The sequence below is a fragment of the Maritimibacter sp. genome (assembly GCF_016774595.1).
GTDB classification, from domain to species: Bacteria; Pseudomonadota; Alphaproteobacteria; order Rhodobacterales; family Rhodobacteraceae; genus Maritimibacter; species Maritimibacter alkaliphilus.
Genome location: NZ_JACBWT010000001.1, coordinates 770,626 through 785,447 on the forward strand (window position 1 = coordinate 770,626; position 14,822 = coordinate 785,447).

At 64.8% G+C, this 14,822-nt stretch carries 14 protein-coding genes; 5 read left to right on the top strand and 9 right to left on the bottom strand.

Going from position 1 to position 14,822, the window contains the following annotated elements; all coding sequences use genetic code 11:
- Positions 1-7: 7 nt before the first annotated feature.
- The 4 genes from HOY44_RS03870 to HOY44_RS03885 all read right to left on the bottom strand — a co-directional run bounded on the left by HOY44_RS03870 (position 8) and on the right by HOY44_RS03885 (position 4,035).
- A complete protein-coding gene (locus HOY44_RS03870; RefSeq protein ID WP_287433150.1) occupies positions 8-886 on the bottom strand; it encodes a F0F1 ATP synthase subunit gamma in 879 nt (292 codons plus the stop codon).
- A 28-nt stretch (positions 887-914) separates the two neighbouring features.
- The gene (gene atpA / locus HOY44_RS03875; RefSeq protein WP_008334813.1) at positions 915-2,456 is read right to left on the bottom strand and encodes a F0F1 ATP synthase subunit alpha; all 1,542 of its coding nucleotides are present in this window, start codon (positions 2,454-2,456) and stop codon (positions 915-917) included.
- A 4-nt stretch (positions 2,457-2,460) separates the two neighbouring features.
- Positions 2,461-3,021, bottom strand: a complete 561-nt coding sequence (locus HOY44_RS03880) for a F0F1 ATP synthase subunit delta (RefSeq protein ID WP_287433152.1) — start codon at positions 3,019-3,021, stop codon at positions 2,461-2,463.
- Positions 3,022-3,252: 231 nt separating this feature from the next.
- Entirely contained in the window at positions 3,253-4,035 is a 783-nt protein-coding gene (locus HOY44_RS03885; protein WP_008334808.1) for a class I SAM-dependent methyltransferase, read from the bottom strand.
- Between the two features lie 89 nt (positions 4,036-4,124).
- Here HOY44_RS03885 and gloB point away from each other — a divergent pair, with 89 nt between their 5' ends.
- From gloB to HOY44_RS03905, 4 genes are all read left to right on the top strand, one after another.
- The gene (gene gloB, locus HOY44_RS03890) at positions 4,125-4,892 is read left to right on the top strand and encodes a hydroxyacylglutathione hydrolase (RefSeq protein ID WP_287433155.1); all 768 of its coding nucleotides are present in this window, start codon (positions 4,125-4,127) and stop codon (positions 4,890-4,892) included.
- 153 nt (positions 4,893-5,045) lie between these two features.
- Positions 5,046-7,370, top strand: coding sequence for an ATP-dependent Clp protease ATP-binding subunit ClpA (gene clpA / locus HOY44_RS03895; protein ID WP_040885264.1), 2,325 nt, complete (start codon positions 5,046-5,048; stop codon positions 7,368-7,370).
- 118 nt (positions 7,371-7,488) lie between these two features.
- A complete protein-coding gene (locus HOY44_RS03900) occupies positions 7,489-8,082 on the top strand; it encodes a 2-hydroxychromene-2-carboxylate isomerase (RefSeq protein WP_287433157.1) in 594 nt (197 codons plus the stop codon).
- A 30-nt stretch (positions 8,083-8,112) separates the two neighbouring features.
- On the top strand, positions 8,113-9,093 hold the full coding sequence (locus HOY44_RS03905) for a M23 family metallopeptidase (protein ID WP_287433158.1): 981 nt from the start codon (positions 8,113-8,115) through the stop codon (positions 9,091-9,093).
- A 3-nt stretch (positions 9,094-9,096) separates the two neighbouring features.
- On the opposite strand, the gene HOY44_RS03910 is transcribed toward HOY44_RS03905, so the two are convergent.
- The 3 genes from HOY44_RS03910 to HOY44_RS03920 all read right to left on the bottom strand — a co-directional run bounded on the left by HOY44_RS03910 (position 9,097) and on the right by HOY44_RS03920 (position 12,732).
- Positions 9,097-10,950 carry a peptidoglycan -binding protein gene (locus HOY44_RS03910; RefSeq protein ID WP_287433160.1) on the bottom strand — a complete coding sequence of 618 codons (1,854 nt, stop codon included), beginning with the start codon at positions 10,948-10,950 and terminating at the stop codon, positions 9,097-9,099.
- Positions 10,951-12,117, bottom strand: coding sequence for a biopolymer transporter ExbB (locus tag HOY44_RS03915; RefSeq protein WP_138421527.1), 1,167 nt, complete (start codon positions 12,115-12,117; stop codon positions 10,951-10,953).
- A gap of 81 nt (positions 12,118-12,198) precedes the next feature.
- Positions 12,199-12,732, bottom strand: coding sequence for a gamma-glutamylcyclotransferase (locus HOY44_RS03920; protein WP_138421528.1), 534 nt, complete (start codon positions 12,730-12,732; stop codon positions 12,199-12,201).
- A gap of 59 nt (positions 12,733-12,791) precedes the next feature.
- Here HOY44_RS03920 and HOY44_RS03925 point away from each other — a divergent pair, with 59 nt between their 5' ends.
- Positions 12,792-13,808, top strand: coding sequence for a DUF2125 domain-containing protein (locus HOY44_RS03925; RefSeq protein WP_287433161.1), 1,017 nt, complete (start codon positions 12,792-12,794; stop codon positions 13,806-13,808).
- 7 nt (positions 13,809-13,815) lie between these two features.
- Here the strand turns inward: HOY44_RS03925 and HOY44_RS03930 are convergent, their stop codons facing one another.
- Positions 13,816-14,271: an Lrp/AsnC family transcriptional regulator gene (locus HOY44_RS03930; protein WP_008334793.1), complete on the bottom strand. Its 456-nt coding sequence runs from the start codon at positions 14,269-14,271 to the stop codon at positions 13,816-13,818.
- Positions 14,268-14,726 (bottom strand): Lrp/AsnC family transcriptional regulator, encoded by a 459-nt coding sequence (locus HOY44_RS03935; RefSeq protein WP_040885260.1) that lies wholly within the window; start codon positions 14,724-14,726, stop codon positions 14,268-14,270. Before HOY44_RS03935 ends, HOY44_RS03930 begins: the two co-directional genes overlap by 4 nt.
- Between the last annotated feature and the right edge of the window lie 96 nt (positions 14,727-14,822).

Genomic DNA, 14,822 nt, shown 5'->3' on the forward strand with positions numbered 1-14,822 from the left:
GGTTCCCTTAGAGCGCCTCGGCGCCCGAAATGATTTCAATCAGCTCGTTGGTGATGACGGCCTGACGCGAGCGGTTGTACTCGATCGTCAGCTTGTCGATCATCTCGCCCGCGTTGCGCGTGGCGTTGTCCATCGCCGACATGCGTGCGCCCTGTTCGGACGCGCCATTCTCGAGCAGCGCCGAGAAGATCGCCGTTGCCACGCCCTTGGGCAGCAGCGTGGCGAGCACCTCTTCCTCGGACGGCTCGTAATCGTAGACGTAGCCGGTCTCGTCGCTCTCCGACGGGGTGTCGAACTTGGCCGGGATCACCTGAACGGCGGTCGGAATCTGCGACACCACGTTTTCGAAACGGTTGTAGAAGATCGTCGCGACGTCGAAGTCACCCGCATCGAAACGTGCGAGCAGATCGTTCGCGATCTCCTGCGCGTTCGCGTAGCCGATGTTCTTGACCTCGGACAGATCGACGTGACCGATCAGCAGATCGCCGTAATCACGCTTGAGCTGTTCGCGGCCTTTCTTGCCGACCGTCAGGATCTTGACCGTCTTGCCTTCGCCCGTGAGCTTTTCGGCCCGCTGCTTGGCAAGTTTCACGATCGACGAGTTGAAGCCGCCGCACAGACCGCGCTCGGCGGTCATGACGACGAGAAGCTGCACCTGATCGGATCCCGTGCCCCGCAGAAGGATCGGCGCGGCGTCGGACCCCGCCGACGCCTTGGCGAGCCCGCCCAGAACGGCGTTGAACCGTTCCGTGTACGGGCGCGACGCCTCGGCCGCTTCCTGGGCGCGGCGGAGCTTGGCCGCCGCGACCATCTGCATGGCCTTGGTGATCTTCCGCGTCGACTTGACGGTGTCGATCCGGTTTTTCAGGTCCTTAAGACTTGGCATGACTGCCTCCTCAGGAAGTTAACCGGGATCAGGCCGTGAAGCCCGCTGCGAATTCTTCGATGGCGGCTTTGATCTTGTCCGCCAGATCGTCTTTCACCTTGCGGTCGTTCTCGGTGATGTCCTTCAGCAGGTCAGCATGCTTGGACCGCAGGTGGTTCAGAAGACCGCTTTCGAACTTCGCCACGGCCGAGACCGGCAGCTTGTCGAGGAAGCCGTTGGTGCCGGCGTAGATGACGCAGACGATTTCGGCGTTGGTCAGCGGCGAATACTGCGGCTGCTTCATGAGCTCGGTGAGGCGCGCGCCACGGGCCAGCAGCTGCTGGGTGGCGGCGTCGAGGTCGGAACCGAACTGGGCGAACGCGGCCATCTCGCGGTACTGGGCGAGCGACAGTTTCACCGGACCGGCGACCGAGGACATGGCTTTCGTCTGAGCCGACGAACCCACGCGCGACACCGACAGACCGGTGTTCACGGCCGGGCGGATACCCTGATAGAACAGTTCGGTTTCCAGGAAGATCTGGCCGTCGGTGATCGAGATCACGTTGGTCGGAATGAACGCCGAAACGTCGCCGCCCTGCGTTTCAATGATCGGCAGAGCCGTCAGCGAACCGGCACCGAAGTCTTCGTTCAGCTTCGCCGAACGCTCCAGCAGGCGGGAGTGAAGGTAGAACACGTCACCCGGATAGGCTTCACGCCCCGGCGGACGACGCAGAAGCAGCGACATCTGACGGTAGGCGACGGCCTGTTTCGACAGATCGTCGTAGATCATCAGCGCGTGACGGCCGTTGTCGCGGAAGTATTCGCCCATCGCGGTCGCGGTGTAGGGGGCGAGGTACTGCATCGGCGCGGGGTCCGACGCGGTCGCGGCGACGATGATCGAGTATTCGATGGCGCCGGTCTCTTCCAGCTTCTTGACGAGCTGGGCGACGGTCGAACGTTTCTGACCGACGGCGACGTAGACGCAGTAGAGCTTCTTCGACTCGTCGTCGCCGGCGGCGTCGTTGTACGACTTCTGGTTCAGGATCGTGTCGAGCGCCACGGCGGTCTTGCCGGTCTGACGGTCGCCGATGATAAGTTCACGCTGGCCACGGCCAATCGGGATCATCGCGTCCACCGACTTGAGGCCGGTCGCCATCGGCTCGTGCACCGACTTACGCGGGATGATGCCCGGGGCCTTCACGTCGGCCACGGCACGCTCTTTCGCTTCGATCGGGCCTTTGCCGTCGATCGGGTTGCCGAGACCGTCGACCACGCGGCCGAGCAGCGCGTCACCGACCGGCACGTCCACGATCGAGTTCGTGCGCTTGACGGTGTCGCCTTCTTTAATGTCACGGTCCGAACCGAAGATAACGACACCGACGTTGTCGGCTTCGAGGTTCAGCGCCATGCCCCGGATGCCACCGGGGAATTCGACCATTTCACCGGCCTGCACGTTGTCGAGGCCATAGACACGGGCGATACCGTCACCGACGGAGAGCACGTGACCGACTTCGGCCACCTCGGCCTCCTGGCCAAAGTTCTTGATCTGGTCCTTGAGGATCGCAGAAATCTCGGAAGCTTGGATACCCATTCTCTTATCCGACCTCTTTCATGGAATTCTGGAGTGCGTTCAGGCGCGAAGCGATCGAGCTATCGATCATCTTGGACCCGACTTTCACGATAAGGCCGCCGATGAGGCTTTCATCCACGGCCATGTTGATTTTCACGTCCTTGCCGACCGACGCCTTGAGCGCCTTGGCAAGTTTGTCCTGCTGGGCTTTGGTGAGCGCCTTGGCGGCGGTCACGTCGGCCACGACTTCGCCTTTGTCTTCCGAGATCATCTCGCGAAGCTTGGCGATGAGTTGCGGCAGGATAAACAGGCGGCGTTTCTGCGCCATGACGGCGAGCACGCCGGTCATCTGCTTGGAAAGCCCCATTTTGTAGGCGAGCGCCTTGATCGCCGCGGCCTGAGCGTCGCGGCCATAGACCGGCGAGTGGATCAGGCGCGCGAAGTCGGCGCTGTCGGCGAGGGCGCCGTCGAGCTGGTCGAGGTCGCCTTCCACCGCCTTGAGGGAGTTCTCTTCCTTGGCCAGTTCAAAAACGGCCGTCGCGTAACGCTGGGCAATCCCAGAAGTGATCGAAGCTGGTTCGGACACGTCCACCCTTCCGATGTCTTTAGCCCCATCCTTTGGCTGCGAGCGCAGTCAGGGGCGGCCTCTCGATGCCGCATTTTTGCGAGCGATCTGAAATTCAGCGGGGGTCTAGCAGAGCAATCCCAAGCCCGCAATACGCATGACGGGGTTTTGCGCCAACATATAGAAAGTAGGCGTGGGTGCGTGCGAAATAGGGCGTCCGGCTTGTGATTGTCAGGCCTTCGGACCGGATGTTCACGGACAGGGACCGAATCCCTTGGCCGTCCGGCCAGCTTGCCGCCCCGGCTCGGGCGCGCCAAGCCCCTCCAACACGCTGAGTGGGCGCTTTACCGCCTCCGGCAGCCCCGGTCGGTGCTGTGCCTTCACCTGTTTCGAGGCCTCGACCAGCAGAACGCCCCCCGCCATGCGCGGGGCCCCTGCCCCGACCTTTTCCCACATCGGTCCGGTCTTGAGCCAGAAACGGCGATGGGTGGGCGGCTGATAGAGTGCGGCAGAATGCCGCTCGATCGCGAAGCCGTGGTCGCGAAGCTGATGTTCGAGCTGCCCGGTCGAATAGGGGCGACCATAGCCGAAGGGCGTGTTGTCCGACCGCGACCACAGCCCGGCGCGGTTCGGCACGATGAACAGCGCGCGCCCACCGGGTCCGAGCACACGGTAGGCCTCGTCCAACAGGGTCGGCGCGTTCGTCGAGGTCTCGAGCCCATGAAGCATGATGAGCTTGTCGGCCACGCCGGTGTCGATGGGCCAAAGCACCTCTTCGCACAGAACCGACACGTTGGGCATTCCGGCAGGCCACGCCATGACCCCCTGCGGCGCGGGCATCAGCGCGATCACGCGGCGGGCATCGGCCAGAAACGGGCGCAACAGCGGTGCCGCGAAGCCATAGCCGAGCACGGTCTGCCCCTTGGCGGAACCGGACCAGAGCCGGCAAACCTCGTCACGGATGTTCTTCTGCGCCACGCGGCCAAGGGCCGAACGGTAGTAGAAAGCGCGAAGATCCTGTGCGTCCAGATGCATATGGCGCAGGTTAGACGATCCTCGCCCCGTGAACAGGGGGCAAATCCCCTCTTGAGCCAGCGCCCCCCGGCCCCCATATTCATCTCGACATGACGCTCGAACTCATCACCATCCCCTGCCGCTCCGACAACTACGCCTTCCTCGTCCATGACGCGGCGACGGGCGAGACGGTGCTATTCGACGCGCCCGAAACCGCGCCGATCAAGGCCGAACTCGACGCGCGGGGCTGGACCCTGACCGATCTGTTCATCACGCACCATCACGGCGACCACATCGAAGGCGTGGACGATCTGCGCGCGGCCTACGGCTGCCGGGTGGTCGGCGGCAAACACGATGCGGGGCGCCTGCCCGCGCTCGACAAGGCGGTCGAACCCGGCGACGCGCTGAGTTTCGCAGGTCACGAGGTTCAGGTGTTCGCCGCGGACGGTCACACCATCGGCCACATCGCGTTCTACATGCCCGACTCGAAAGCCGCCTTCACCGGCGACAGCCTGATGGCGCTTGGCTGCGGCCGGCTGTTCGAGGGCACGCCGGAGCAGATGTGGGGCACCCTGTCGCGGCTGATGGCGTTGCCTGACGACACGCTGATCTGTTCGGGCCACGAATACACGGCGGCCAACGCCCGCTTCGCGCTGTCGGTCGAGCCGCAGAATGCCGACCTGATCCACCGCGCCGAACAGACGACGAAACTGCGCGAGAACGGCGAATTCACCGTTCCGTCGCTGCTGTCGCTCGAAAAAGCGACCAATCCGTTCCTTCGCGCCGGGCTGCCGGAGATGAAGAAGGCCGTGGATATGGAACATGACGGCGATGCCGAGGTTTTCGCCGCAATTCGCCGGGCCAAGGATAATTTCTAGGCCTTCGTGCAACGATCACCCGGCTGTGAGCGTTTTCCTGCCAGAAAACACTTGAAGAACCGCTGGGAAAACCGATCCTTAATACTATGAGGCCACGGTCGAATGGACGGGCCACACTCCGTCCAGCGACCCCGGAAACGAGGAGTGAACCACTTGCCATCCTTTTCCAACACGCTTGAACAGGCCATCCATGCCGCACTCGCTCATGCCAATGAACGACAGCATGAGCTGGCCACGCTGGAACACCTGCTCCTGGCACTCATCGACGAGCCCGACGCGGCCCGTGTGATGAAAGCCTGTAGCGTGGATCTGGAAGACCTTCGGGGGACGCTGCTGAAATACATCGACGAGGAATTGTCGGCCTTCGAGACGAACATCGAAGGGTCGGAAGCCGTTCCGACCGCCGCATTCCAGCGCGTGATCCAGCGGGCCGCGATCCACGTCCAGTCCTCGGGCCGGACCGAAGTGACCGGGGCCAACGTGCTGGTCGCGATCTTCGCGGAACGCGAAAGCAACGCGGCCTATTTCCTGCAAGAACAGGACATGACGCGCTACGACGCGGTGAACTACATCGCGCATGGTGTGGCCAAAGACCCGTCCTACGGCGAAACCCGCCCCGTTTCCGGCACCCCGGATTTCGAGGAAGCGACCAACGAGGCCCCGGAAGAAGAGGCCAAGGATTCCGCGCTCGGGAAATACTGTGTCGATCTGAACGCCAAGGCGCGCAAAGGCGACATCGACCCGCTGATCGGCCGCGATCAAGAGGTCGAGCGTTGCATTCAGGTGCTTTGCCGCCGCCGCAAGAACAACCCGCTTCTGGTGGGCGATCCCGGCGTGGGCAAGACCGCCATCGCCGAAGGCCTCGCCAAGAAGATCGAAGCGGGCGAGACGCCGGAAGTGCTTTCGGAAACCACGATCTTCTCGCTCGACATGGGCGCGCTGCTTGCGGGCACGCGCTATCGCGGCGACTTCGAAGAACGTCTGAAGGCGGTCGTGTCGGAACTTGAAAACCACCCGGACGCGGTGCTTTTCATCGACGAAATCCACACCGTGATCGGTGCCGGGGCCACCTCGGGCGGGGCGATGGACGCCTCGAACCTGCTGAAGCCCGCGCTTCAGGGCGGCAAGCTGCGCTGCATGGGCTCGACGACCTACAAGGAATTCCGCCAGCACTTCGAAAAGGACCGCGCGCTGTCGCGCCGGTTCCAGAAGATCGACGTGAACGAGCCGACGGTCGACGATACCGTGAAAATCCTCAAGGGCCTCAAGCCCTACTTCGAGGAGCATCACGCGATCAAATACACAAACGACGCGATCAAGACCGCCGTCGAGCTTTCGGACCGTTACATCAACGACCGCAAGCTGCCCGACAAGGCCATCGACGTGATCGACGAGGCGGGCGCGGCCCAGCACCTCGTCGCCGCCTCGAAACGGCGCAAGTCCATCGGCACGAAAGAGATCGAGGCGATCATCGCCAAGATCGCCCGCATCCCCCCGAAGTCCGTCTCGAAGGACGACCAAGAGGTGCTGCGCGATCTGGAAGGCTCGCTCAAGCGCGTGGTCTTCGGTCAGGACGATGCGATCACGGCGCTGTCGTCGGCGATCAAACTGTCCCGCGCCGGTCTGCGCGACCCCGAAAAGCCCATCGGCAACTACCTGTTCGCCGGGCCCACGGGCGTCGGCAAAACCGAGGTGGCGCGCCAGCTTGCCAGCCAGCTTGGCGTCGAGCTCCTGCGCTTCGATATGTCGGAGTATATGGAGAAGCACGCGGTCAGCCGCCTGATCGGTGCGCCTCCGGGCTATGTCGGCTTCGATCAGGGCGGGCTCCTGACCGATGGCGTGGATCAGCACCCGCATTGCGTTCTGCTGCTCGACGAAATGGAAAAGGCGCACCCGGACGTCTACAACATCCTGCTTCAAGTGATGGACCACGGGCAGCTGACCGACCACAACGGTCGCACGGTGAACTTCCGCAACGTGGTGCTCATCATGACCTCGAACGCGGGCGCCACCGAACAGGCGAAAGAGGCGATCGGCTTCGGCCGCGCGCGGCGCGAGGGCGAGGATACGGCGGCCATCGAACGCACGTTCACGCCGGAATTCCGCAACCGTCTGGACGCCGTCATCAGCTTTGCGCCGCTCAGCAAGGACGTCATCACGCAGGTGGTCGAAAAGTTCGTGCTGCAACTGGAAGCGCAGCTGATGGATCGTAACGTGTCCATCGAACTGACCCCGGCGGCGGCGGAATGGCTCGCCGACAAGGGGTATGACGACAAGATGGGCGCCCGCCCGCTGGGCCGCGTCATTCAGGAGCACATCAAGAAGCCGCTCGCGGAGGAACTGCTCTTCGGCAAGCTCGCCAAAGGCGGATTGGTGCAGGTCGGCGTCAAGGACGGCGAGATCGACCTTCGCATCGAAGAGCCGGGGTCGCCGCGCATCACTTCTCGCAAGAAGCCCCCGCTTCTGACGGCGGACTGAGCCCCTGAACCACAACGGATCGGGCCGGCCTTTTGGTCGGCCCTTTTCTTTGGCCTCAAGCCAAATGACTCGCCGGCATGCCGATGGTACCCTTTCCCAAGATGAGAGGGAGGCTTGCATGGCACCGATCGACTTCTGGTATTCCATCGGATCGACCTACAGCTACCTGACGGTGATGCGTCTTGCCGATGTCGCGAAACGCACCAAGGCCACGTTCAACTGGCGCCCGTTCAACGTGCGCCATATCATGACCTTGCAGAACAACATCCCGTTCAAGGACAAGCCGGTGAAGACCGCCTATATGTGGCGCGACATCGCGCGCCGCGCCGAACGCTTCGGCCTGACACCCCGCCTGCCCGCGCCCTATCCCCTGCCCGGCCTCGTGCTCGCCAATCAGGTGGCAACGCTGGGCGTGGAGGAAGGATGGTGCGAAGCCTATACGCGCGAGGCCTATCGCCTCTGGTTCGAAATGGACGAACCCGCAGGACAGGAACCGAACCTCACGCTCGCCATCACCCACGCCGGGGCCGACCCCGCGCGGGTTCTGAGCGAGGCGCGTGGGCCACGGATCGAGGACAGGCTGCAACGAGAGACCGAGAACGCCATGCGTCTGGGCATTTTCGGCTCGCCCACCTTCGCCGTGGGGGATGAAATCTTCTGGGGTGACGACAGGCTCGACGACGCGATCGACTGGGCGCGGCGAACCGCTTGAACACACCGGCAGGTCGCGTAATCTCGCATCATGCACGCCCTGAAGTTGAGCATTTCCGCCGTCCTGATCGCCACGCCCGCCCTTGCCCGCGACCCGATCCTGAACCTGCCCATCGACTGCACCTTGGGCGAGGACTGTTTCATCCTGCAATACACCGACGCCGATCCCGGTCCGGGTGCCGCCGATTACACCTGCGGTCCCATGGCCTATGACGGGCATCGCGGCACCGATTTCGCGCTCTACACTTTCGATGCGATGGAGGCGGGCGTGGACGTCCTCGCCCCCGCCCCCGGCGTGGTGCGCGGCGTGCGCGACGGCATGCCCGACACCGGGTTCGACGACACGCCGCCGGAGATCCTCGAGGGCAAGGATTGCGGCAATGGTGTCTTGATCGACCACGGCGGCGGCTGGGAGACCCAGATGTGCCACATGAAGCAGGGGTCGGTCGCGGTGACGAACGGCCAGCGCGTCGGCATGGGGACCGTGCTGGGACAGGTCGGTTACTCCGGCCGGACGCAATACCCGCATGTTCACGTCAGCATCCGGCAGGACGGGCGCGTCGTGGACCCGTTCAACACCGACGAGATCACGGCCTGCGGCGAGGATGACGGCGACGAAGACGACCTCTGGGCCGAGAGCCCGGCCTATACCGGCGGCGGCCTGATCTCGGTCGGGGTCGGAACCGAGGTGCCGGAGTACGAGGACGTGAAACGCGGGGGCGTGGGCGGCAAGCAGTTTTCGGCGGAGGCCCCCGCGCTGGTGGCCTGGGGCTTTGCATATGGCGGGCAGCAGGCCGATGTCATGGAAATCTCGATCATGCGGCCTGACGGCAGCGAACTGGTCCGGTCCCGCGCCCTGATCGACAAGAAACAGGTGCTGTACTTCCGAGCCGCCGGGAAACGGCTGCCAGAGGCTGGCTGGCCGGACGGGGTATACGCGGTCGAGGTGACGCTGGAACGCGGCGGCGAGGTGCTCGACCGGATCGAGACCGAAGTCTGGGTCGGTCGCTAGCCCCTATTTCTCGGTCAGTTTCAACTCGATGCGCCGGTTCGCCGCCAGCGCCTCGTCGCTGTCGCCCTCGGCAATGGGCTGCCATTCGCCAAAGCCCGCCGCGACAAGCCGGTCAGGCGGGAAGCCGAGCTGATCCTGCATGTAGCGCACAACCGACAAAGCGCGGGCCTGACTGAGTTCCCAGTTGTCGGCATATTCCGCGTTGCCCCGGAACGGCTGGCTGTCGGTATGGCCGTCGACGCGCAGGATCCAGTTGATCTCGGGCGGGATTTCCGAGGCGACATCGCGCAGCGTGCCGGCGACGCGCGCAATCTGCTGACGCCCGGCGGCGGACAGGTCGGCCCCGCCCACCGGGAAGAGCACTTCCGAGGAGAATACGAACCGGTCGCCCTCGATCCGGATACCATCCCGGTCGCCCAGAACCTGACGCAGACGGCCGAAGAATTCCGAGCGATAGTTCTCCAGATCGGCGGCTTCGGCGCGCAGACGTTCGGCCTCGGCCCGTTCCAGTTCGGCCCGCGCGCGTTCCTCTTCGGCCAGGGCCGCCTGACTTTCGGCGAGCGCCCGCTGTTCGGCGGCGACCTGCGCCAGCGCGGAGTTGAGCCGCGATCCCAGCGCCTCGACCTGAACCTGCGCCTCTTCCTCGCGCGCCTCTGCCTCGTCCAGCACGTTTTCGAGGTTGCCCAACTGCTCACGCAAGGCGGCCATCTGTTCGTTAAGCAGCGCGACGCGGCGTTGCGCCTCGGCGCTCGCCGCCTCTTCGGTTTCCAGCGCGGACTGCGCCGTGGCCAGCAGGGCGGCCTGACGGTCGGCTTCGCTGAGGGCCTGATCGCGCGCGGCTTCGAGATCGTCCTGCGAGGCGCGGGCGGCGGCCAGCAGGGTCAGTGTTTCCTCGGCCTTCCGGCGCTGTTCTTCCAGCGCAAGGGTCATCGCGGTGATCTCGTCATCCGCATTCGCCAGACGCTCACGCAGGGCCTGAAGGGCGGCGGCATCGGCCAGACGGGCGGCCTCCTCGTCCGACAGCTCCTCGCGTGCCTGTTGCGCGGCGGCTTGCGCTGCGTCGAGGTCGGCCTGCTGGCTTTCGATCGTGGATTGCGCCTCGTCCAGCGCGGCGGTGCGCTCATCGATGGTCGCCTGTGCCGTGGCAAGCGCCGCATCGGTTTCAGCCGCCGACGCCCTGAGATCGGCCAACAACGCTTCGACCGCTTCGCGACGCGCGGCGGCGAGGCGGGCCGCTTCGGCCTCGGCATCGACCTCGTCCCGCGCCTGAGCGAGGGCGATCTGCAATGCCTCTTTCTCGGAGATCAGGCGCGACTGGGCATCTTCCAGTTCGTCGATACTGGCGCGCAGTTGAACGGCCTGCGACTGCGCCTCGTCCAGTTCGCCTTCGGTCTCGGCGAGGTCGGCCTGCGCCGTATCGCGTTCGAGGATGATGGCATCGCGTTGCGACAACAGGCTCGCCACCTGTTCCTCAAAGCTGGCGATCTGGCTCTGGTATCCAGCGATGCGTTCCGCCTGTGCCTCGGTCTCTTCCGTCAGTTCCGAGATCATCGCCTGCTGCGCCGCGCTCTGCGTGCGCATGTCGCCCAGCGTGGCGGTCAGGCTGCCCACCTCTTCGCCCAGTTGCGCGGTCCGCTGACGCTCCAGCCCCAGCGCGTCGGCCAGCCCCGCGACCTGCATCGACAATTCGTCCAGTTCCGTCGCCTGCCCGGAAATCTGCTCGCGCAGTACGTATTGCACGACCATGAAGATCGTCAGCACGAACATGAGCACCAGCAAAAGCGCCGTCATCGCATCGACGAACCCCGGCCAGATGGTGCCTGAGACGTTGCGGACAGAGCGTCGGGCGAGGGCCATTTACTGCCCCCCTAACGCGCGGATCGCCTTGGTGAGAGCGTTGATGTCGGACCGCAGTTCGGCCATCGTCTCCTGCCGTCCGGCCGACATCTCTTCGAGGATGCGCAGAAGCTGCACGTCGATGGAGCGCAGACGCATCCGGGCCTCGGCATCCTCGGTCTCGGCGGCTTGCGTGGGCGAAGCCATGCTCTGCGTTTCGATCGCGTCCACCATCCGGGCCTGACCATCGGCGATGCTTTCGAAATAGGGCACGAGATCGGGCTGTTCGCCCATGTTGCGGGCAAGCCGATCGACCCCGTCGACCAGTTGCCACAACCGCGCATCCGTGGTGGCGCGCCCGTCCTCGGCGGTGGCGACGGCCTGACGCAAGGCTTCGATCTGCTCGGCCATATAGGTGAGGTATGCGGCCATCCCCGCCTCGCCCTGCCCGTCGTCACCGGGGCTGAACCCGACCTTGGTGATCGAGGACATCCATTCTTCGAGCTCGCGGTAAAAGCGGTTCTGACCATGGCTCGCGAAGAGTTCCAGCAGGCCGACGACCAGCGAACCGGCGAGCCCCAGAAGCGAGGACGAGAACGCGGTGCCCATGCCGCCAAGCTGCGCCTCGAGCCCGGTCATGAGCCGGTCGAACACCTCGACCCCGGCTTCGCCATCGGCGGGTGCGAGCGAACGGATGGTTTCGACGACCGCGGGAACCGTGGTGGCGAGGCCGAAGAACGTCCCCAACAGGCCGAGGAAGATCAGGAGGTTGGTGATGTAGCGCGTGATGTCGCGTTCTTCGTCGATCCGGGTCGCGACACTGTCGAGGATCGAGCGCGCCGACGAGGCGCCAATCTGCATCCGGTCGCGCCGTGTGCGCAGCAGGGCCGCCAGCGGCGCGAGCAGCCGGGGCGCACCCTTGCCGTCCTGCTCGCCCGACGCGAAGCGTTTGATCCAGCCGACCGAATTGGCGATCTGAACCACCTGCCAGAAACAGGCGACGAGACCGATCACGAACACCAGCCCGATGAAGGCGTTCAGGTAAAGGTTCGCCAGAAAGACCGGCAGCACCTGCGGCAGGGCGAAAAACACGCCGACGCCGACGAGGCCCAGAACGATGAGCATCGTCAGGATCTGACGCAACGGGCGGGTAAACTTCGGCTCGGCCCCGTGATCCGGCTGGTCCATGCGGACAAGCTCCTTCCGGATGTGTTGTTTTGCGGAAAGGTTAGTCTTTGCTGGGCGTCATGCCAAGGAACGAATGGGGGGTCAGGCCGTGATCCGGCGCACTTCGCGGGCGAGCCACGTCAGGTCCGGGTCTTCGATCCCCACTTCGGTCAGATGGCCTGCGGTGTTGTACAGGTATTCCGTGTTCGGCCCCCTGCCCCCGACCGCCTGCGCGATGATCCGGGCCTGTTCGTCGAGGTCGAGATGGCAATACTGCACATGCTCCGGGTCGATGATGTAGGCGACCGCCTGAACCCGCCGCCCGTCGGCAAGGTCGAGCGGCAGGACACGCTCAAGATAAGCCGACGAGATCAACTCGCGCTCGCGCAGATAGGCCATGGTGGGTTCGTGGTGGTCGGGATCGACACGGTAGGCGACGCCCCGGCAGCTTGCCCCCTCCTGCGCGTCGAGCGCCAGCACCAGCCCCGGGTTCTCATCCGTGCCGCGATGGTGGATCGAGCGCATGCAGAACGACCGGTGGTAGCCCGACAGCGTCGCAAGCACCTGCTCCACATGCACAAAACCCTGATTCCACAACAGCGATCCGTAGCCGAAGACCCACAGGTCGTCCTCCATCCCGCTTCCCCTTGTCACATGCGCTGGCTAGAAGGGGGGACGGTATCAGAGAGGTCGTCATGCGCAAGGCACCCCAGATCATCATCAGCCTGATCGTGCTCGTCTTCGTGGGATGGGGCGGTTATTGGGTCATCGGCTCACGCGCCACGGAGCGCGTGTTGGCAGGCTGGTTCGAGGATCGCCGGGCCGAGGGGTGGACGGCCGATTATGCCTCGCTCGACACCGCCGGGTTTCCCAGCCGCTTCGACACGACGATCACCGACCTGAATCTTGCCGATCCCGAGACGGGCATCGCGTGGTCGGCGCCGATGTTCCAATCGCTGTCGCTGAGCTATGCCCCGACCCGCGTGATCGCGGTTTTCCCCGGCGAGCAGGTGTTCGCGACGCGCGACGACCGCATCAGCATCACCGCCGAGACGTTCCGCGCCTCGGCCAGCCTGACCCCTTCGGTCGAGCTGCCGATCACCGAAAGCATTCTGGAACTGGCTGCGGCGGATATCGTGTCGGCGCAGCGCGGGACGACGGAAATCGACGCGGCGCAGCTTTCGATGCGGGAAACGCCGGGGCGGCAGGGCCATGTCTACGATGTCGATGTCACCGCCTCGGGCATCCGGCTGGACCCGTCGCTGATCGCAGCGGCCCGCGATTCCGGCGCGGTGTCGGACACGATCGAACGGGCGCATCTGCGGGCGACCATCCGGTTCGACAACGCATGGGACCGTTTCGCCATCGAACGCGCCCGCCCCCAGCCGCGCGAGATCGAACTGACGCGGGTCACCGTGGATTGGGGCGCGCTGACGCTGGACGCCACCGGGGTTCTGGTCGTCGGGGCTAACGGCGTGGCGGATGGCGAGGTGGACGTGAAAGCCGAGAACTGGCGCGACATGGTCACCATCGCCCAGTCGGCAGGCGCGATCCCGGACATGCTGGTGGGCGCGCTGACCCGCGCGGGCGAAATGCTGGCGCGGATGTCGAGCGACCCGGAAACGCTGGACGCCACCCTCAAGTTCGAGAACGGCCGCGCGTTTCTCGGGCCGATCCCCATCGGCGCGGCCCCGGTGATCCGACTGCCCTGATCTGGCGTCAGATCGGACCCGGGCGGCGTTCTTCGGACAAAAGCACGTTCGCCTCGACCTCGCCCACGCCCGGCAGCGTCATGATGCGGCGGCGCAGGATACGCTCGAAATCCGACAGGTCGCGGGCCACGATCCGCAAGCGATAGTCGTATAGCCCAAGGACGTGATGGACGAGTTGCACCTCGGGGATCGCGGCCACCGCGCGCTCGAAATCTTCAAGGCTCACCCGGCCTTTCGCGGCGAGTTTCACGCCCAGAAAGACCGTCACGCCGAACCCCAGCGCCTCGTGGTCGATCTCGACGCGGCGCCCGGCCAGAATGCCCGCGTCGGAAAGCCGCTTGACCCGCCGCCACGCCGCAGGTTGCGACAGCCCGAACCGCCGCCCCAACTCGCCCGCCGACAGAGTCGCGTCGGCGCTGAGCGCACGCAGAAAGGCGCGGTCGGTGTCGTCGATCTCGGTCATAGCGGCAATGCCCCGCGTTCGGCGATCGAGGCCACCTGCATCAGCGCCTCGATCTCGGCGATATGTGGGAGCGTCAGGATGCGGTCCCGGTAAATTTGCTGATAATGCCCCATGTCGCGCGCGATGACGTGCAGGCGCACGTCGACCTTGCCGAGGAAGGTCTGGATCTCGGTCACCTCCGGCACCTCGCGCGCCGCCGCCAGAAACTCGTCGAAGGCGCGCGGATTTGTCTTGTCGATGGTGAAGCGGAGCGAGACCTGCACGTCATAGCCAAGCGCCGACCAGTCGATCACGGCGAACTGCCCACGGATCACACCCTCGCGCGTCATCTTGTCGATCCGCCGGGATGCGGTCGCCGGGGTGACGCCGGCAAGATCGGCCAGCGCACCCGAACTCAGCTCGGGATCGGCCAGCAGGCGGCGCAGCAGGCGGCGGTCCGTATCGTCGATACGCATGAATTCCTCGCAAAGTGCAGATTTCGCGCATGACCCCATCGCATTCTAAGCAAATCGGGTCAACGTGTATGGCGGTCCAAAGGCGGAAACTGAGAG

What these genes read in the sequence shown, in the direction of transcription:
- HOY44_RS03870 (WP_287433150.1), bottom strand. Translation starts at nt 886, where the DNA reads ATGCCAAGTCTTAAGGACCTGAAAAACCGGATCGACACCGTCAAGTCG.
- atpA (WP_008334813.1), bottom strand. Translation starts at nt 2,456, where the DNA reads ATGGGTATCCAAGCTTCCGAGATTTCTGCGATCCTCAAGGACCAGATC.
- HOY44_RS03885 (WP_008334808.1), bottom strand. Translation starts at nt 4,035, where the DNA reads ATGCATCTGGACGCACAGGATCTTCGCGCTTTCTACTACCGTTCGGCC.
- gloB (WP_287433155.1), top strand. Translation starts at nt 4,125, where the DNA reads ATGACGCTCGAACTCATCACCATCCCCTGCCGCTCCGACAACTACGCC.
- HOY44_RS03900 (WP_287433157.1), top strand. Translation starts at nt 7,489, where the DNA reads ATGGCACCGATCGACTTCTGGTATTCCATCGGATCGACCTACAGCTAC.
- HOY44_RS03905 (WP_287433158.1), top strand. Translation starts at nt 8,113, where the DNA reads ATGCACGCCCTGAAGTTGAGCATTTCCGCCGTCCTGATCGCCACGCCC.
- HOY44_RS03910 (WP_287433160.1), bottom strand. Translation starts at nt 10,950, where the DNA reads ATGGCCCTCGCCCGACGCTCTGTCCGCAACGTCTCAGGCACCATCTGG.
- HOY44_RS03915 (WP_138421527.1), bottom strand. Translation starts at nt 12,117, where the DNA reads ATGGACCAGCCGGATCACGGGGCCGAGCCGAAGTTTACCCGCCCGTTG.
- HOY44_RS03920 (WP_138421528.1), bottom strand. Translation starts at nt 12,732, where the DNA reads ATGGAGGACGACCTGTGGGTCTTCGGCTACGGATCGCTGTTGTGGAAT.
- HOY44_RS03925 (WP_287433161.1), top strand. Translation starts at nt 12,792, where the DNA reads ATGCGCAAGGCACCCCAGATCATCATCAGCCTGATCGTGCTCGTCTTC.
- HOY44_RS03930 (WP_008334793.1), bottom strand. Translation starts at nt 14,271, where the DNA reads ATGACCGAGATCGACGACACCGACCGCGCCTTTCTGCGTGCGCTCAGC.
- HOY44_RS03935 (WP_040885260.1), bottom strand. Translation starts at nt 14,726, where the DNA reads ATGCGTATCGACGATACGGACCGCCGCCTGCTGCGCCGCCTGCTGGCC.